This is a genomic window from Streptomyces sp. NPDC017246, assembly GCF_044331325.1.
GTDB lineage: Bacteria > Actinomycetota > Actinomycetes > Streptomycetales > Streptomycetaceae > Streptomyces.
The window spans coordinates 65,037-83,130 of the sequence record NZ_JBIRMW010000018.1; the positions used below are offsets into that span (position 1 = coordinate 65,037).

Genomic DNA, 18,094 nt, shown 5'->3' on the forward strand with positions numbered 1-18,094 from the left:
GGCGGTCCGGGCCCGCAGTGCCCGGCGACCGGCCGCGGTGCGGCCTGGCAGACGTGCCTCGAGCGACCCCCGTGGCGCTTGTGGCAGCAGTACAGAACGACGTACAGAAGACGGTGCCCTGGGACTTTCTGGGTGCCAAAGTGTGTTTTGCCCGTATATGGGAGGCGGCATGACAGAGACGGCGAGCGGTCCGGCAGCACGTGGTTCTCGTTCCAAGGGAGCCAAGGCGAGCAAGGGCCTGCGTATCGAGCGCATCCACACCACCCCCGGCGTGCATCCGTACGACGAGGTGGCGTGGGAGCGCCGTGACGTCGTCATGACCAACTGGCGCGACGGCTCGATCAACTTCGAGCAGCGTGGCGTCGAGTTCCCCGACTTCTGGTCGGTGAACGCGGTCAACATCGTCACCAGCAAGTACTTCCGGGGGGCCGTCGGCACCCCGCAGCGCGAGACCGGTCTCAAGCAGCTCATCGACCGGATCGTGAAGACGTACACGAAGGCCGGCGAGGAGTACGGCTACTTCGCCTCGCCCGCCGACGCCGAGATCTTCGAGCACGAGCTGGCCTACGCCCTCCTGCACCAGATCTTCAGCTTCAACTCGCCGGTCTGGTTCAACGTCGGCACGCCCCAGCCCCAGCAGGTCTCCGCCTGCTTCATCCTGGCCGTCGACGACTCCATGGAGTCCATCCTCGACTGGTACAAGGAAGAGGGCATGATCTTCAAGGGCGGCTCCGGTGCCGGCCTGAACCTCTCCCGCATCCGCTCCTCCAAGGAGCTGCTCTCCTCCGGCGGCAACGCCTCCGGTCCGGTCTCCTTCATGCGCGGCGCCGACGCCTCCGCCGGAACGATCAAGTCGGGCGGCGCGACCCGTCGCGCGGCCAAGATGGTCATCCTCGACGTCGACCACCCCGACATCGAGGACTTCATCGAGACCAAGGTCAAGGAGGAGGAGAAGATCCGCGCCCTCCGTGACGCGGGCTTCGACATGGACCTGGGCGGCGACGACATCACGTCCGTCCAGTACCAGAACGCCAACAACTCCGTCCGCGTGAACGACACGTTCATGAAGGCCGTCGAGTCCGGCGGGAAGTTCGGCCTCACCTCCCGTATGACCGGAGAGGTCATCGAGGAGGTCGACGCCAAGTCGCTCTTCCGCAAGATGGCCGAGGCCGCGTGGGCCTGTGCCGACCCGGGCATCCAGTACGACGACACGATCAACCACTGGCACACCTGCCCCGAGTCCGGCCGCATCAACGGCTCGAACCCGTGCAGCGAGTACATGCACCTGGACAACACGTCCTGCAACCTCGCCTCGCTGAACCTCATGAAGTTCCTCAAGGACGACGGCAAGGGCAACCAGTCCTTCGAGATCGAGCGCTTCGCCAAGGTCGTCGAGCTCGTCATCACCGCGATGGACATCTCCATCTGCTTCGCCGACTTCCCCACCCAGAAGATCGGTGAGAACACCCGCGCCTACCGCCAGCTCGGCATCGGCTACGCCAACCTCGGCGCCCTGCTGATGGCGACCGGCCACGCGTACGACTCCGACGGCGGCCGCGCCCTCGCCGGTGCCATCACCTCCCTGATGACCGGCACCTCGTACAAGCGCTCCGCCGAGCTCGCCGCGGTCGTCGGCGCGTACGACGGCTACGCCCTCAACGCCGAGCCGCACCAGCGCGTCATGCAGCAGCACGCCGACGAGAACACCAAGGCCGTCCGCACCGACGACCTCGACTCGCCGATCTGGGCCGCCGCCACGGAAGCCTGGCAGGACGTGATCCGCCTCGGCGCCAAGAACGGCTTCCGCAACGCCCAGGCCTCGGTCATCGCCCCGACCGGCACCATCGGTCTCGCGATGTCCTGTGACACCACCGGCCTCGAGCCCGACCTCGCCCTGGTCAAGTTCAAGAAGCTGGTCGGCGGCGGCTCTATGCAGATCGTCAACGGCACCGTTCCGCAGGCCCTGCGCCGCCTGGGCTACCAGGAGGAGCAGATCGAGGCGATCGTCGCCCACATCGCCGACCACGGCAATGTGATCGACGCCCCCGCTCTGAAGGCCGAGCACTACGAGGTCTTCGACTGCGCCATGGGCGAGCGTTCCATCTCCGCGATGGGCCACGTCCGCATGATGGCCGCCATCCAGCCGTGGATCTCGGGCGCCCTCTCCAAGACCGTGAACCTGCCGGAGACGGCCACGGTCGAGGACGTCGAGGAGGTCTACTTCGAGGCCTGGAAGATGGGCGTCAAGGCGCTCGCCATCTACCGCGACAACTGCAAGGTCGGCCAGCCCCTCTCCGCCAAGAAGAAGGAAGAGGAGAAGGTCGAGGTCACCGCGAAGACCGAGGCGACGATCCGCGAGGCCGTCGAGAAGGTCGTCGAGTACCGCCCGGTCCGCAAGCGCCTCCCCAAGGGCCGTCCGGGGATCACCACCTCCTTCACCGTCGGTGGCGCCGAGGGCTACATGACCGCCAACTCCTACCCGGACGACGGTCTCGGCGAGGTCTTCCTCAAGATGTCCAAGCAGGGTTCGACGCTCGCCGGAATGATGGACGCCTTCTCCATCGCCGTCTCCGTCGGCCTGCAGTACGGCGTCCCGCTGGAGACGTACGTCTCGAAGTTCACCAACATGCGCTTCGAGCCGGCCGGCATGACGGACGACCCGGACGTGCGGATGGCGCAGTCGATCGTCGACTACATCTTCCGCCGCCTGGCGCTCGACTTCCTGCCCTTCGAGACCCGCTCGGCCCTCGGCATCCACTCGGCCGAGGAGCGTCAGCGTCACCTGGACACCGGCTCCTACGAGCAGTCCGACGAGGACGACGTCGACGTCGAGGCGCTGGCCCAGTCCGCGCCCCGCGCCCAGGAGCTGAAGGCCGTCGCGGCCCCGGCCCCGAAGACCGAGATCCCGGCTCCGAAGCAGGCGCACACCTCGGCGGAGCTCGTCGAGATGCAGCTCGGCATCAGCGCCGACGCCCCGCTCTGCTTCTCCTGCGGTACGAAGATGCAGCGCGCCGGCTCCTGCTACATCTGCGAGGGCTGCGGCTCGACCAGCGGCTGCAGCTGACACTCCGCGGGAGCGCGTCGGACGTGATGTCCGACGCGGTCCGCGCGGGTGACTGACCAGAGCCTCGACGAAGGGGACCTGCCTCGGGCGGGTCCCCTTCGTCGTGCCGGGCCGCCGGGCGGCCGCGTGTCCCGTGTCTCAGGGGCGCGCGGAGCCGAGCAGCGTGGCGAAGTCCTGGGGGTCGGCGTCGAAACCGTGGAGAAGGGGGCGGTACGTCCAGCCCTCGGCGCCGTCGCGAGTGAACTCCACGACCGTCGCCGAGAGGGAGCCGGGCACGTCCGCGAAGTCGTGGACCAGCAGGTCCGTGTAGCCCTCGCGGACGCGTATGCCCGTGTTCGCTATGTCGCCGAAGGCGAGCCGCCCACCGGCCTGCTGAATCGTGACGCCCACCACTACGCGCGCGTACGTCGGTGCCAGCCGGTCCAGCTCCAGGGTCATGGCCTCGTCGTAGCCGAATCCCTGGCCCGTACGGCTGTCACGGTGAAGCGTGATCGTGCCGTCGGGGGAGCGACTGCCGAAGTGCACCAGATGGACCGGCGCCCCGTGCGGGTCGTCCGTGGTGAAGACGCCGGCGACGAGGTCCAGGTCGTGGGCCGGTGCGCCGATCCGGGCAGGGTCCCACCTGAGCGTGACCTCGACCCGTCCCACCCCTTTGTTGAGTCCGCTCATGGCGCTTCCCCTTTCCGCGTACGCCCCCGCGCACGCCTCGCGTCGTACCGTCGAACCGCTCAAAAGCCCGTGGTCGTGGGCCGATTGCTCATGGTGTCATGGGGCTACGACAGCGGACCCGGGGGATGAGGGGGAGAGCGGTTTGTGGAGCGGTGAGCAGCTGGATCTCGACGCATATCTGGCTCGAATCGGATACGAGACGGAACGGGACGGCGAACTCGCCCCGGATATACGCACCTTGACGGCCCTTCACCGGGCGCACATCCGGGCCGTTCCCTTCGAGAACCTCGACGTCGCCCTGGGGAAGCAGGTCCCCCTGGACGTGAAGAGCCTTCAGGGCAAGCTCGTCGAGCGTCGCCGCGGAGGCTACTGCTACGAGCAGAACTCCCTGTTCGCGGCGGTGCTCGAACGGATCGGCTTCTCGGTGGCCGGGCGCGGAGCCCGCAACCGTTCGCGGGGCGCGGCCCTGTCGCCCGTCACGCACGCACTCCTCGTCGTCACGATCGACGGCGAACAGTGGCTCGCCGACGTCGGGTTCGGCTGGCAGGGGCCGCTGGAGCCGGTGCCCCTGCGGGACGGGGCGCACGTCGAGCAGAGCGGCTGGACGTGCGGGATCGGAGTCGAGGCAGAGGGCATCCACGTGCTCCGCTCCCTGCGGCAGCAGGGCTGGACCGATCTGTACGCCTTCTCCTCGCAGGCGCTCTACCCCGGTGACTTCACCGTCATGAACCACTACAGCTCCAGCCATCCGGAGTCCCGATTCCTCGGCCAGGTGGTGGCCCAGAGACCCGGCGCGGAGCTGCGCAGGGCGCTGGTGCGCGACCGGCTGTCGACGGTGGGGACGGACGGAGTCGCCGAGGAACGGGTCGTGACCGCGAGCGAGTTGATCTCCGTTCTGGAGGGCGAGTTCGGCATCGAACTGGACGACGAGGAGCGCACGGGTCTGGAGCGAATGCACCCGGCGGGAGCCTGACGAGGTCTGCCGGGGCGGTCGCCGGGCCCGTACGATGGCGCGGTGCTGGTCAAGTGGATTCGCTGCACCGTGATGGACCGTCGTGGGTTCGAGCGGGGACAGCGGAAATGGGCGGGGCTGCTCGGTGAGCCGGGATTCCGGGGACAGGGCGGCGGGTGGAGCCGGGCTCGGCCGGACGTCGCCCACATCTTCGCGTTCTGGGAGAGCCGGGCCTTCTACGACTCGTTCATGGCGCGCTCGCACGATCGTCTGGCGGCCGCGCAGGTGGGCACGTTCAAGGACATCCAGGTGAAGCTGTTCGACCACCGCTTCGACGTGAAGACGGGGTTCGAGCCGCGGTTCTCCGATGCCGACGTGGCTCGGGTGGCGCACTGCCGTGTCCACGAGGACCGGGCCGAGCACTTCGCGCTCATGCAGGAGAAGGTATGGAACCCGGCCATGGCCGGGTCCCCCGGCATGCTGCGGGGACTGTTCGGGGAGGCGCCGGGGAGCGAGTTCCTGGTGCTGTCGATGTGGCAGTCCGCGGCGGAGCACGGGAAGTACCGGGTGGAGCGGATCGAGCGGCTCGGGCTCCGGGCCAAGACGGCGGCCGACGTGGCGGCGCTGGCCGGGGACGTGGTGCAGCTCGAGTCGACCTGGACGGTCTGAGCTGGCTCCTGGCCGACCGTTCTGGCCGGCCTGGGACGTCTGGTGGCGATGCCGGGACGGGCTGGGCCGGGACCGGGAGGGGTTACGGCGAGGCCGGAGCCGGAGTCGGGGCTGGAAGGGGCTGAGCCGGGGTCGGGGTCGGCTGCGTCGTGACGAATGCGCCCGCGTTCACCCCGGCGAGTACGGCTTGTGCCGCCTGGTCGGCGACCGCGCCGTCGATCGGCTCCCGGGTGACGAAGAGTCTGAGGAACAGGGGTGCCGAGACCGCCCGGACGACCGCACCGGCGTCCGTACCCCGCGGTGCCGCGCCGCGGGCCACGGCCCGGGTGACGACGTCCTCGCAGCGCCGGAACCGCTCGGCGTAGAAGGCGTGCAGTGCCTCGGCCGCCCGCGGAGACTGGAACGCGGCGCCGACGAACGCGGTCGGGGCGGCGCCTGCCGCGGGATCACCGAAGGCGTCGACGACCTCGCGCGCGAGTGCGCGCAGATCCCCGGAGAGGCTCCCGGTGTCCGGCGGCGTCCAGGTGTCCTCGCTCGCCAGGTCGAGCGCATCGGCGAGGAGACCTTCGACGCTGCCCCAGCGGCGGTAGAGCGTCGTCTTGTGCACACCCGAGTGTTCCGCCACGTATTCCACCGTGAGAGCCGGGTAGCCGTGCTCGGACAGACCGGTCAGGACGGCGTCCCGGACGGCCGCCCGGGTGCGGGCGGTGCGCCCCCCGGGTCGCAGGCTGCCGGGTGCGGGGGTCGACGGCTCCTCGATCGAGTCATTCAATTGCCACTCCCGTTGCGTTAGGGGTCCGAGTGTGCCACACTCGCCTTAATGCAATCAAGGTTGCATTTGACGGTCCCGACTTTCGGAGGCGCCCTTGCCCACTCAGATCTCGCTGCACGACGTCGTCGTGACCCGTGGCGAACGACTGCTTCTCGACCAGGTCTCGCTCTCCGTACGCCCCGGGGAGCGGATCGGGATCGTGGGGGAGAACGGCGCGGGGAAGTCCACCCTGCTGCGCCTCCTCGCCGGGGCGGAGCAGCCCGACGAGGGCAGGGTCGTCACCGTCGCCGACGGCGGCATGAGGATGCTGGCCCAGACTCCCGAACTGCCGCCCGGGGCCACCGTCGGCGACGCGATAGACGCCGCCCTCGCCGAACTCCGCGCCATGGAGCGGCGGCTCCGCACACTCGAGGCCGGACTCGACTCGGCGGACCGGGCGGAACTCGATACATACGGCGAGCTCCTCACCGCCTACGAGCTGCGGGGCGGGTACGAGGCCGACGCCCGGGTCGACAAAGCCCTGTACGGACTCGGTCTCGCCGGTACGGGACGCGGGCGACGGCTTGGCAGCCTCTCGGGCGGCGAGCTGGCCCGGCTCGGCATCGCCTGCGCGGTCGCCGCCGGCCCGGAGGTGCTCCTGCTCGACGAGCCGACCAACCACCTCGACGCGCAGGCACTCGACTGGCTGGAGGGCGCGCTCCTCGCGCACCGCGGCACCCTCGTGGCCGTCTCCCACGACCGGACCTTCCTGGAGCGGGTCGCCACCGCGATCGTCGAGGTGGACGCCGACAGACGCGCGCTCGTGCGGTACGGCGACGGATACGCCGGCTACCGCGCGGCACGGGAAGCGGCCCGTTGGCGTTGGGAGGAGGCGTACCAGGAATGGTGCGAGGAGACCGCACGGCTGGAGGCGTACGCGTCGACCACGGCTCGCGGTGTCGCGCCGGGGAGGGAGATGAAGGACAACAACAAGATGGCGTTCGACCGGGCGGCGGGCCGCGTCCAGGCCTCCGTCTCGGGCCGCGTCCGCAACGCCCGGGAGCGGCTGAGACGACTCCGTGAGGAGCCCGTGCCGCAGCCGCCGCCGCCCCTCGCCTTCGCCGCCCGGCCGCCGGCCGGGTCGGCCGAGGGAGCGCTCGTCACGCTGAGCGGAGTGCGGGTCGCGGACCGCCTCGCCGTCGACGCGCTCACCGTCCGTGCGGGGGACCGGCTGCTCGTCCACGGCGGCAACGGCGCGGGGAAGTCCACGCTGCTACGAGTCATGGCAGGGGCCGTCGGCCCCGATTCCGGGGACGTCCGGCGCACGGGACGGATCGGGTACCTCGCCCAGGACGTCGCCGTCCGGCACCAGGAGGAACGGCTGCTGGCCTGCTTCGGACGCGGGCTCGCACTGCCCGAGGAGGAGCGCGCCGAACTGCTCCTGTCGTACGGACTGTTCCGCCCGGCCGACCTGAGCGTTCCGGTCGGCGCTCTCTCCGCGGGCCAGCTCCGCCGGCTGGCACTCGCCCGGCTGCTGGCCCGGCCCGCCGATCTCCTCCTGCTCGACGAGCCCGGCAACCACCTGGCCCCGGGACTCGTCGAGGAGCTGGAGCAGGCCCTGGAGCAGTGGAAGGGAGCCCTGGTGGTGGTCTCGCACGACCGTGCGCTGCGGCGCCGCTTCACCGGAGACATACGCCGGATGGACTCCGGGCGCCTCCTCGGCTGAGCCTGCCCGGGACCGGCGATCTAGGGTCGGGGTATGGCACGACCGCGGCGCATCGTCCTCGTACGGCACGGAGAGTCCGAGGGCAATGTCGATGACACGGTGTACGAACGCGAGCCCGACCACGCGCTGAGGCTCACGGAGACCGGCCTGCGACAGGCGGAGGAGACGGGGGAGCGGCTGCGGGAGCTCTTCGGGGAGGAGGCGGTCAGCGTCTATGTCTCGCCGTACCGGCGCACCCACGAGACCCTCCGTGCCTTCCGGCTGCCCCCGGGGCAGGTCCGGGTGCGGGAGGAGCCGCGGCTGCGGGAGCAGGACTGGGGCAACTGGCAGGAGAGGGAGGACGTACGACTGCAGAAGGCCTACCGGGACGCGTACGGGCACTTCTTCTACCGCTTCGCCCAGGGGGAGTCGGGGGCGGACGTCTACGACCGGGTCGGGGCGTTCCTGGAGAGCCTGTACCGCAGTTTCGAGGCGCCCGACCACCCGCCCAACGTCCTGCTGGTCACCCACGGACTGACCATGCGGCTGTTCTGCATGCGCTGGTTCCACTGGACGGTCGCGGACTTCGAGTCGCTGTCGAATCCCGGCAACGCCGAGACCCGCATGCTCCGGCTCGACGAGGACGGGCGATACCGTCTGGACAGGCCGTTCGAGCGCTGGCGTACCCCCGAACCGTACGGCCCCACCGGATAGAGTGGCAGACCGATGACCGCTGACTCCGCATTCGACCGGCGCTTCGACCGCGCCCTGGCCAGCCTGCGCGGGCTGTCCGTGGGAGACGCCCTGGGCTCCCAGTTCTTCGTACCCGCCAACTATCCCCTGCTCAAGCGGCGCGAGCTGCCCGCCGGCCCCTGGCAGTGGACCGACGACACCGAGATGGCCTGCTCCGTCCTGGCCGTCCTCGCCCGCCACGAACGCATCGACCAGGACGCCCTGGCGATGTCCTTCGCCCAGCACCACGACTTCGACCGGGGATACGGCCCGGCCGTGAACCGGATGCTCCGGCTCATCAGGGAAGGGGGCGACTGGCGGGAGCTCGCCGCCGCGCTCTTCCAGGGCCAGGGGTCCTGGGGCAACGGCGCCGCGATGCGGATCGCCCCGCTCGGCGCCTGGTACGCGGACGACCCGGAGCAGGCGACGCACCAGGCCGAGATCTCGGCGTACACCACCCACCAGCACCGTGAGGCCGTGGTCGGCGCGATGGCCGTCGCCGCCGCGGCCGCCCTGGCCGCCGACCCGGCGGGACCGCCCACGCCAGAGGCGCTCCTCGACGGGGTCATCGCCCTGGTGCCGCGCAGTGCGGTCGGGGCGGGGCTGCGCCGGGCCCGGGACATGCTCGACTACGGCGACGCGGGCACGGTCGCCGCGGTGCTCGGCAGCGGCCGACGAACGAGCGCGCACGACACGGTTCCGTTCGCCCTCTGGTCGGCGGCCCGTGGCCTCGGCGATTTCGAGCGGGTGTTCTGGACGACCGCGCAGGTCGGTGGAGATGTCGACACCACCTGTGCCATCGCCGGAGGCGTGGTGGCCTCGGCGGCGGCCGGAGCTCCTCCCGAGCTGTGGCTGCGGCAGACCGAGGACCTTCCGGAGTGGATTCCGGTCACGACGGCCTGAGACGCCCGATGGCCCCTGCACCCCGGTCGGGACGCAGGGGCCATCGGTGTGTTCTCAGGCCACCGGCCCGGCGGCCTCCGCGCGCCCGCTGAGCGCTTCCAGGTCGCTCTTGCGGACCCGGATCACCAGGACGGCCGTGACCAGCGCGATCAGGACCATCGCCACAGCGGCCATGAACGCCGAGGAGATGCCCGAGGTCAGCACCTCGTGGCCCCAGGGCGGGGGCAGCTCCTTCGTCTTCATCGCCTCGGCCTGCTGCTCGGGCGTCGAGTTCGCGAGGAAGCCGGGCAACTGCTTCTCGCCCTCCTCGCGGCTCGCCGTGCCGAAGACGGTGACCAGGATGGACAGACCGAGCGAACCGCCGACCTGCTGCGTGGCGTTGAGCAGACCCGAAGCGGCGCCCGCCTCGTGCTGGGCCACTCCGGAGACTGCCGTGAGCGTGAGCGTCACGAAGTTGAGGCCCATGCCGAAACCGAACAGGACCATGGGGCCGAGGACACCGCTCGCGTAGCTGCTGTCCGATTCGATGAACGTCAGCCAGAAGAGGCCGACGCCCGTGATCGCCGCACCGCTCACCATGAACGGCTTGGGGCCGAGGGCCGGCAGCAGCCGCTGCGCGAGACCCGCGCCGGCACCGATCGCGACCGTCACGGGCAGGAAGGCGAGCCCGGACTGGATCGGGGTGTAGCCCAGGACGCCCTGGACCCAGAGCGCGATGAAGAAGAACATGCCGAACATGGCGGCCGCCAGGCTGAGCATGATGACGTACGTGCCCGAACGGTTGCGGTCCGCGAACATCCGGAGCGGGGTGATCGGCTCCTTGGCGCGGGACTCCACGAGCGCGAAGGCCACGAGCAGGATGACCGCGGAGACGAACGAGCCGATGGTCAGCGCGTCCTTCCAGCCTTCCTCGGACGCCCGGATGAACCCGTAGACCAACGCGGCCATGCCGAGGGTCGAGGTCGTGGCGCCCGCGATGTCGAAGCGGCCCGGGTGACGCTCGGACTCCGCGATGTAGCGCGGGGCGAGGAAGGCGATCAGCAGGCCGATCGGGACGTTGACGAAGAGAACCCAGCGCCAGTCCAGCCACTCTGTGAGCATGCCGCCGGCGAGCAGACCGATCGCGCCACCACCGGCGGAGACGGCGGCGAACACGCCGAACGCCCGGTTGCGCTCCGGTCCTTCTGGGAAGGTCGTGGTGATCAGGGCGAGCGAGGTGGGTGAGGCGATGGCGCCTCCCACTCCCTGCAGGGCCCGCGCGGCGAGCAGGTGCCAGGGCTCCTGGGCGAAGCCGCCGACGAGCGAGGCGAAGGTGAAGAGCAGGATGCCGACGATGAACACCCGGCGGCGGCCCAGGATGTCGCCCGCGCGCCCGCCGAGGAGCAGTAGACCGCCGAAGGTGAGCGTGTAGGCGCTGAGCACCCACGACAGGTCGGTCGTCGAGAAGGAGAGCGCGTCCTGGATGTGCGGCAGTGCGATGTTCACGATGGTGGCGTCGAGGACGACCATCAGCTGGCAGGCGGCGATGACGGTCAGGGCGATGCCCGGCCGACCTCCGGCGCGAGCAGGCCCGTCCTTGGTCTGTGTGTCCACCGGAGAAGTTGTCACTATGGATCCCCCACGGAAGAATTAGTGAACGCACCCGTTCACTGTCCATCACGGTAGTGAGTCCCCCTCAGTGAACGCAACCGTTCACTGTGCGCTGCCGAAGACCTGACATCGCCTCAACGGAGAGACCCTGATGGTTACTTCACGCTCCACGGCCGCCGCCCGGCCGGAAGGGGCATCGCTCCGACGTCGCGGTCCCGTCCTTGAACGGGCCATCCTGGAGGCCACGCTCGACCAGTTGAGCCGCGTCGGCTGGAGCGGTCTGACGATGGAGGGCGTCGCGGTCGGCGCGCAGACGGGCAAAGCCGCGGTGTACCGGCGCTGGCCGTCGAAGGAGGACCTCGTCGCGGACGCCCTCCAGGCCGGACTGCCGGTGCTCGACGAGGCGCCGGACCTCGGAAGTGTGCGCGAGGACCTGTACGAGCTGTGCCTCCGCGTCCGGGACGTCATGTACTCCAAGCCCGGCTTCGCCCTGCGCGCTGTGCTTCACGAATGCGATGCCGGGTCCGCCGAGAGGTTCCACGGTCTGATCACCACCGGAGTGGTCGAGCCCTCGGCCCGCCTCGTCCGGGACGTGCTGCGGCGCGGAATCGCGCGAGGCGAGGTCCGGGCCGACGCGAACGACGACCTGGTCATCGACGTCATTCCCGCCATGATGATGTATCGATCCAAGGTGTGCGCGAGCGAATGGCCGGACGGCGAGATCGCCGACCTGGTCGACCGGATCATGGTGCCGCTGCTGCGTGCCTGACGCGGGCGGGGGCGGCTCCCGAGGGATGGCACGCACGGATCCGGCCGGGCGAGCGAGGTCCTCTCGGGAGCCCGAGGGGAATCCGGGTATCGCACCCGGCGCCGAGCGGCGTAACCTGTCAGGCGCCATGCCGTACGAACCACCCACCCACACCGTCGAGCGATCGCTCCGAGCCACCACCGGCGCCAAGATCGTCGCCGGAGTCGACGAGGTCGGACGCGGGGCGTGGGCCGGCCCCGTCACCGTGTGCGCGGCCGTCACCGGCCTGCGTCGGGCGCCCGAGGGCCTCACCGACTCCAAACTGCTCACCCCCAAGCGCAGGACCGTGCTCGCCGCGGAGCTGGAGGGGTGGGTCACGGCGTACGCGCTCGGCGACGCCACCCCGCAGGAGATAGACGAGCTCGGCATGACCGCCGCACTGCGACTCGCGGCGGTCCGGGCTCTCGAAGGCCTTCCCGTGCGACCCGACGCGGTGATCCTCGACGGCAAGCACGACTATCTCGGCAGCCCCTGGCAGGTCCGCACGGTGATCAAGGGCGACCAGTCCTGCATCGCCGTGGCGGCGGCCTCCGTCATCGCCAAGGTCCGGCGGGACGCCGTCATGGCGGAGCTGGGGACCGGGGCCGAGGAGTACGCGGCGTACGCCTTCGGCGCCAACGCGGGCTACCCTTCGCCGGTCCACAAAGCGGCGCTCGAAGAGCTGGGGCCCACCCCTCACCACCGTCTCTCCTGGTCGTACCTGGACGCGATGCCCAGGTGGCGCCACCTCAAGAAGGTCCGCCTCTCCGCCGAGGCGGCCGCGCTGGAAAGCGGGGGCCAACTCGGCTTCGACTTCTGAACTTCCGGTCGCGGGACCCCGTCGAAGGGGCTCCCACGCGGCCGGGGTGCACATGTGTGCCCACCCGCCGGTGCTTCGCGCAGCGGCGTTTGATAGACATCCACTCATGCCTCTCATCCCCGAGGAGCCTCAGATTCACGAGAGCGCCCAGGGTCCCCGCGCCACCGCGTCGACCCCCCGTCCCGTACCCGGCCCGCGTTCCGCGGCCTCACCGCGTCCCGGACGTCCTGTCCCGGGTCCGGCCAGGCCCGCGGCCCCGGCACAGCGCCCGCACCCCGGTGCCGGGCCGGCTCCGGCGAACACCCCGGAGAATCGTTCCGAACAGCGATCCACGCCGCAGCTCCAGCTGATCCCGGCCCCCGTCGACGGTGCGCTGGACGCCGCCGAAGAGGCCCTGGACCTGCTCCTGGAGAGCGGACGGGCACCGGGCGAAGTCCTGGTACTCACCACCGGCGACCCGCACCCGTGGGTCACGCACGAGCTGTCCTTCGGCGAGGCCTCCTACTGGGCCCAGCAGGACACCGGTGACGACGTGTTCTTCGCACACGCCGCCGCCGTGGAGCGGGCCACCGCCCGCCCCGTGGTCATCGTCGCCGTCAACGGCGGAGACGACGAGACGGCCGCCACGGCCCTGCCGTCGGCGCTGGCCCGCGCCGGCACGCTTCTCGTCGTGTGCGGTGACCCGCAGCGCGTCACCACGCTCCTCGGAGCAGGCGCCGGAGTCTGACCGACCGCCCCTCCGCCGGACCGAACCGGGTCCGGCGGGGGCCGTCGTCGTTCAGGCGATCAGCGGGCGGCGGCCCGGCGCAAGGGCTCGGCCGCGCCGCTCGCGGTGCGAGGGGTCAGCAGCCCCAGCTCGGCCGGCCCGTCGTCGAGCGGCAGCGGGGGCGAGTCGGAGCTCGGACGACGACCGCCGCGCCCCTCCCCGAGCACCTGCCAGCCCGCGCGGGTCAGCGTGATGTACGCGCCGCAGCGGAGCCCGTGCAGGGTGCAGGCGTCCCGGAGACCCCACATCCAGGCTCCGTCCTCCTCCGTCCAGCGCTCGTCGCCCTCGCGGCAGTACAGCAGGACCGCGGTCCGTACCGGCGTGCGCCTGCGGAGGTCGTGCGGAATGACCCGCCGCAGATGCGCGAGCAGCGCGTTGCGGAAGTCCCAGCCGTCCGCGGGCGAGGGGCGCCGGACGAACGAGGCGCTGGCGGCCAGCCGTTCCTCGTGGTCCAGGACAGCGAGGACCGCCATCGAGGGCGTGGGCGTGTGACGTGAGTGCAGGCCGCTGACGACCTCACGAGGATTGCGCAGCAACGGGATCCCCGCCGCGGACCACTCGGCCGGTTCGAGTATCCGAGCGAGGCGGTTGGCGGACTCGGACGAAGATCTGAGCGAGGTGGCTGTGGGCGGAGCGAATCCGAGGGTCACGGTCCTCCCTTCGGATACGCGCCCGCGAGGCGGGCAAGGTCGGGTGAGGGCGCACCACGGCACAGTCCTTCAGGACCGCTGACGGGCCGTGCGGGGCGGTCTCCCAATTCTTGCTGGCCCGTGCGCGAGCGGCAACGAGCAATTGAGGCCGCTGACGGGAATGAGTCGGAATGCCTCTCATATCCCTGCCCAGTTGCCCATTGTTCACTCCCCGTTTCCCCTCCTGTCTCACCCCTGGACGGCGAGCACCAGCGGAAACACCCCTTCCGCTCCGGCCCGCCGCAGCAGCCTCGACGCGACCGCCAAGGTCCACCCGCTGTCGGACAGGTCGTCGACGAGGAGAATCGGCCCGCCGGCTTCGGCCAGCCGGCCCGCCAGCTCGGCGGTGACCGTCAGGGTCCGCTGCAACCCGACGACCCGCTGGGCGCTGTTGGTCCGGGACAACCGCAGCTCCTCCGCCTCGGGCGCGTACTCCACCGCACCGAGCAGGGGCATCCTGCCGATCTCGGCGATCCGCTGCCCGAGCGAACCCACCAGTCGCGGCCTGCGGTGGGAGGCGACCGTGACCACACCGGCGGGCCGAGCGGGGGCGTCCGACGCCCCGGAGGCCCAACCGCCTGGCCCCTTGGCCCAGTCGGCGAGGACATGCACCACCGCCTGCACGACATCGTCCGGAACCGGACCATCCGCAGCGGTGTCAGCCAGCAGCGGACGCAGCCGGTTGCCCCAGCCGATGTCCGAGAGCCGCCCCAGGGCCCGGCCGCCGAAGGCCTGCTCGCCGAGGGGGATACGGCCCTTCAGGTCGACCCCGACCGCCGCCAGGCCCGTCGGCCACATCTTCCGCGGCTCGACCTCCACGCCCGGCCGGCCCAGCTCTCCCTTGGCCGCGTCCAGGGCCGCGTCGGACACCTTCGGATCGAAGCGGTTTCCCGCGCAGTTGTCACAGCGGCCGCACGGAGCGGCCTCCTCGTCGTCCAACTGGCGCCGCAGGAATTCCATCCGGCAGCCCGTTCCCGCCGCGTAGTCGCGCATCGCCTGCTGCTCGGCCGCCCGCTGCCGCGCCACCCACGCGTACCGCTCCGTGTCGTACACCCAGGGCCGGCCCGTGCTCTCCCAGCCGCCCTTCACCCGCCGTACCGCGCCGTCCACGTCGAGGACCTTGAGCATCGTCTCCAGCCGGGTCCTGCGCAGTTCCACCAAGGGCTCGAGCGCGGGCAGGGACAAGGGCCGACCGGCCTGCGCGAGCACGTCGATCGTGCGGCGCACCTGCTCCTCCGGAGGGAAGGCGACCGAGGCGAAGTAGCGCCAGATCGCCTCGTCCTCCTGCCCGGGCAGCAGCAGTACCTCCGCGTGCTCCACGCCACGCCCGGCCCGGCCGACCTGCTGGTAGTAGGCGATCGGGGAGGAGGGCGACCCTAGGTGCACCACGAAGCCCAGGTCCGGCTTGTCGAAGCCCATGCCGAGGGCCGAGGTCGCCACGAGCGCCTTGACCCGGTTGGCCTGGAGATCGTCTTCCGCCTGCTGCCGGTCGGCGTTCTCCGTACGGCCCGTGTACGAGGAGACCGTGTGACCGCACTGGCGCAGATAGGCCGTGACCTCGTCGGCGGCGGCGACCGTCAGGGTGTAGATGATCCCGGAACCGGGCAGCTCGCCGAGGTGATCGGCGAGCCAGGCGAGCCGATGGGCCGCGTCCGGCAGCCTGACCACTCCCAGACTCAGGCTCTCCCGGTCCAACGGCCCGCGCAGCACCAGGGCGTCCGTGCCGGCACCCGTACCCAGCTGCTCGGCCACGTCCGCCGTCACCCGGGCGTTCGCCGTGGCGGTGGTGGCCAGGACCGGAACCCCGGACGGCAGATCGGCCAGCATCGTGCGCAGCCTGCGGTAGTCCGGGCGGAAGTCGTGCCCCCAGTCCGAGATGCAGTGTGCCTCGTCGACCACGAGCAGACCGGTGGCGGCGGCGAGCCGGGGGAGCACCTGGTCGCGGAAGTCGGGGTTGTTGAGCCGCTCGGGGCTCACCAGGAGCACATCCACCTCGCCGGCGGACACCTCCTCCTGGACCGTGTCCCACTCCTCCGTGTTCGACGAGTTGATCGTCCGGGCGCGAATACCCGCCCGGGCGGCCGCCTCCACCTGGTTGCGCATCAACGCGAGCAGCGGGGAGACGATCACGGTCGGGCCGCTGCCGCGCTCGCGGAGCAGTGAGGTCGCCACGAAGTACACGGCCGACTTGCCCCAGCCGGTCCGCTGCACCACCAGGGCCCGCCGGTGGTCGGCGACCAGGGCCTCGATGGCCCGCCACTGGTCCTCGCGCAGTCTCGCCCTGCCGGTCGGGTCCGAGACGAGACGGGCGAGCACGGCATCGGCGGCGGTCCGGAGCGCGGCGCGGTCTTCCAGGGGGTCTGCGTGGGTCATGCCTCCATGCAACCCGATGCCTCGGACATCGCGCGAATGAGAGCCGAACCTGTGGACAACTCGACGGGGTGACGGAAGCCCCGTTCCGGGAGTTATCCACAGGGGTTTCGGAATTCGGGAGATCACGAGACCGTCCTGACCATGAACGCGAATCACCACGAATCCAATGGACTCTCCCGTACCCAGCAGATCACCCTGCGTGGCCCGGCGGAACTGGCCGACGCCCTTCCGTTCATGCTGGGCTTCCACCCCACCGACTCCGTCGTCCTGGTCGCCCTGCACGGTGAGCGCGGCCGCTTCGGCGGCCGGGTCAGGCTCGGCATTCCGCGCTCGCCCCGCGAATGGGCGTCCACCGCCGACCACCTCGCCGAATGCCTCGTCGAGGGCGGCAGCAGGAGCGGCACACGACCGGACGGCATCGTCGTCTTCCTCTGTCAGGACCCCGCGGCGGGGGAGACGGGCCGCCGGGTCATGGAACGCCTGCGCCCCTTCGCCCAGCGGCTCCGTACCGCCTGCGGCGACCTGGACATCCCGGTCTACGAAGCCCTCTGCATCTCCGACGGTCTCTACTTCTCCTACTGCTGCCCCGACACGCGGTGCTGTCCGCCCGAAGGGACACCGCTCGCCCTCAGCGGTACGTCGGTGATGGCGGCGACCGCGGCGTACGCCGGAGTACAGGTACGGGGCTCCCTGCGCGACATGGAGCGCAGGTTCACACCCTCCGGCGCCCCCGGGGAGGAGGAGCAGCGTGCGGCGCTCGACGCGACCGCGGCCGCGATCGTCCCCCGGATCCTCGAAGACGCCGAAGGCAAGGGACGGACGGAGGTGCGCGAGGCGACGCTGCGACTCGCCCGCGAGATCCTCCGCCGGTTCGTCGAGCCGAAGCGCAAGGAGAGCCCGAAGGCCCCGGCGGCCCCAGCGGCCCCAGCGGGGCCGAACGGCCCGACCGCCCCGGTCGGCGCCGGCGTCCCGTCGGCGCCGACGAACGCGGGGAGGAACGTCACCGGAACGGCCGAGGGCGACGCGGCCGACGACGCCCTGGTCACGGTCGGCGAAGCCGCCGCACTCGTCATCGGCCTTCAGGACCGGGTCACCCGGGACCGTGCCGCCGAATGGATGGAGGGCTGGGAGGCCACGGCGGCCCTGCGGCTCTGGCGTGTACTGGCCCGGCGCTGCGTCAAGCCCTACCAGGAGCACGCCGCAGCGCCCCTCGCCCTCGCGGGCTGGGTCGCCTGGTCCACCGGCGACGAGCCGACCGCCCGGGTGGCCCTGGGACTCGCGCTCGACGCCGACCCCGAATACGTCTTCGCCCGGCTGCTGCACCAGGCGTGCAACGAAGGGCTCGACCCCGAGTCGCTCCGCTCCTGCCTGCGGGCCGAGCGGGACACCAGGGCCGTCTCCGAACAGGCCGCTCCCGCCACCTCCCGACGGGTCCGGATGCGTACCGCCCGCTCGCAGGGCACCCGGCAGGCCCTCCGGAAGCCCGGTCACCGGACCGGTGGCGGGGAGCGCCGGTCGACGGCCGGAGTCCGGCCCGGTGGGCCCGCCACGGGTAAGCCGGGGAGCGGGGCCCCGAGGCCCGGAGGGCAGCGCGGCACCAGGAGCGGCCGATGAGGGCCGTGAC

At 71.1% G+C, this 18,094-nt stretch carries 15 protein-coding genes; 10 read left to right on the plus strand and 5 right to left on the minus strand.

What is annotated here, in order from left to right; genetic code table 11:
- The first annotated feature begins 169 nt into the window (after positions 1-169).
- Positions 170-3,064 carry a vitamin B12-dependent ribonucleotide reductase gene (locus ACH4MY_RS32230; RefSeq protein ID WP_398007509.1) on the plus strand — a complete coding sequence of 965 codons (2,895 nt, stop codon included), beginning with the start codon at positions 170-172 and terminating at the stop codon, positions 3,062-3,064.
- 138 nt (positions 3,065-3,202) lie between these two features.
- Here the strand turns inward: ACH4MY_RS32230 and ACH4MY_RS32235 are convergent, their stop codons facing one another.
- Positions 3,203-3,733, minus strand: coding sequence for a TerD family protein (locus ACH4MY_RS32235; protein WP_398007510.1), 531 nt, complete (start codon positions 3,731-3,733; stop codon positions 3,203-3,205).
- A 238-nt stretch (positions 3,734-3,971) separates the two neighbouring features.
- On the opposite strand from ACH4MY_RS32235, the gene ACH4MY_RS32240 reads away from it, so the two are divergent.
- A complete protein-coding gene (locus ACH4MY_RS32240; RefSeq protein WP_398007512.1) occupies positions 3,972-4,706 on the plus strand; it encodes an arylamine N-acetyltransferase in 735 nt (244 codons plus the stop codon).
- Between the two features lie 42 nt (positions 4,707-4,748).
- Positions 4,749-5,354, plus strand: a complete 606-nt coding sequence (locus ACH4MY_RS32245) for a YdbC family protein (protein WP_398007514.1) — start codon at positions 4,749-4,751, stop codon at positions 5,352-5,354.
- An 82-nt stretch (positions 5,355-5,436) separates the two neighbouring features.
- Here the strand turns inward: ACH4MY_RS32245 and ACH4MY_RS32250 are convergent, their stop codons facing one another.
- Positions 5,437-6,126 carry a TetR/AcrR family transcriptional regulator gene (locus ACH4MY_RS32250; RefSeq protein ID WP_398007515.1) on the minus strand — a complete coding sequence of 230 codons (690 nt, stop codon included), beginning with the start codon at positions 6,124-6,126 and terminating at the stop codon, positions 5,437-5,439.
- 94 nt (positions 6,127-6,220) lie between these two features.
- Between ACH4MY_RS32250 and ACH4MY_RS32255 the strand changes: the two genes are divergently transcribed.
- From ACH4MY_RS32255 to ACH4MY_RS32265, 3 genes are read left to right on the plus strand one after another with little or no spacing between them, the layout of a single operon-like run.
- Positions 6,221-7,831, plus strand: a complete 1,611-nt coding sequence (locus ACH4MY_RS32255) for an ABC-F family ATP-binding cassette domain-containing protein (RefSeq protein WP_398007517.1) — start codon at positions 6,221-6,223, stop codon at positions 7,829-7,831.
- Between the two features lie 33 nt (positions 7,832-7,864).
- Positions 7,865-8,524: a histidine phosphatase family protein gene (locus tag ACH4MY_RS32260; protein ID WP_398007519.1), complete on the plus strand. Its 660-nt coding sequence runs from the start codon at positions 7,865-7,867 to the stop codon at positions 8,522-8,524.
- Between the two features lie 12 nt (positions 8,525-8,536).
- Positions 8,537-9,445: an ADP-ribosylglycohydrolase family protein gene (locus ACH4MY_RS32265; RefSeq protein WP_398007520.1), complete on the plus strand. Its 909-nt coding sequence runs from the start codon at positions 8,537-8,539 to the stop codon at positions 9,443-9,445.
- A 54-nt stretch (positions 9,446-9,499) separates the two neighbouring features.
- Here ACH4MY_RS32265 and ACH4MY_RS32270 read toward each other — a convergent pair whose 3' ends face one another.
- The gene (locus ACH4MY_RS32270; RefSeq protein ID WP_398007522.1) at positions 9,500-11,053 is read right to left on the minus strand and encodes an MFS transporter; all 1,554 of its coding nucleotides are present in this window, start codon (positions 11,051-11,053) and stop codon (positions 9,500-9,502) included.
- Positions 11,054-11,186: 133 nt separating this feature from the next.
- Here ACH4MY_RS32270 and ACH4MY_RS32275 point away from each other — a divergent pair, with 133 nt between their 5' ends.
- The 3 genes from ACH4MY_RS32275 to ACH4MY_RS32285 all read left to right on the plus strand — a co-directional run bounded on the left by ACH4MY_RS32275 (position 11,187) and on the right by ACH4MY_RS32285 (position 13,369).
- Positions 11,187-11,804 (plus strand): TetR/AcrR family transcriptional regulator, encoded by a 618-nt coding sequence (locus ACH4MY_RS32275; protein WP_398007524.1) that lies wholly within the window; start codon positions 11,187-11,189, stop codon positions 11,802-11,804.
- 127 nt (positions 11,805-11,931) lie between these two features.
- Positions 11,932-12,642 carry a ribonuclease HII gene (locus ACH4MY_RS32280; protein WP_398007526.1) on the plus strand — a complete coding sequence of 237 codons (711 nt, stop codon included), beginning with the start codon at positions 11,932-11,934 and terminating at the stop codon, positions 12,640-12,642.
- A gap of 106 nt (positions 12,643-12,748) precedes the next feature.
- Positions 12,749-13,369 carry a hypothetical protein gene (locus ACH4MY_RS32285; RefSeq protein WP_398007528.1) on the plus strand — a complete coding sequence of 207 codons (621 nt, stop codon included), beginning with the start codon at positions 12,749-12,751 and terminating at the stop codon, positions 13,367-13,369.
- A gap of 59 nt (positions 13,370-13,428) precedes the next feature.
- Here the strand turns inward: ACH4MY_RS32285 and ACH4MY_RS32290 are convergent, their stop codons facing one another.
- Positions 13,429-14,058, minus strand: a complete 630-nt coding sequence (locus ACH4MY_RS32290) for a hypothetical protein (RefSeq protein ID WP_398007529.1) — start codon at positions 14,056-14,058, stop codon at positions 13,429-13,431.
- A gap of 228 nt (positions 14,059-14,286) precedes the next feature.
- Positions 14,287-16,470, minus strand: a complete 2,184-nt coding sequence (locus ACH4MY_RS32295; RefSeq protein ID WP_398007531.1) for a RecQ family ATP-dependent DNA helicase — start codon at positions 16,468-16,470, stop codon at positions 14,287-14,289.
- A 141-nt stretch (positions 16,471-16,611) separates the two neighbouring features.
- Between ACH4MY_RS32295 and ACH4MY_RS32300 the strand changes: the two genes are divergently transcribed.
- Positions 16,612-18,084: a DUF4192 domain-containing protein gene (locus ACH4MY_RS32300; protein WP_398007533.1), complete on the plus strand. Its 1,473-nt coding sequence runs from the start codon at positions 16,612-16,614 to the stop codon at positions 18,082-18,084.
- Positions 18,085-18,094 lie beyond the last annotated feature (10 nt).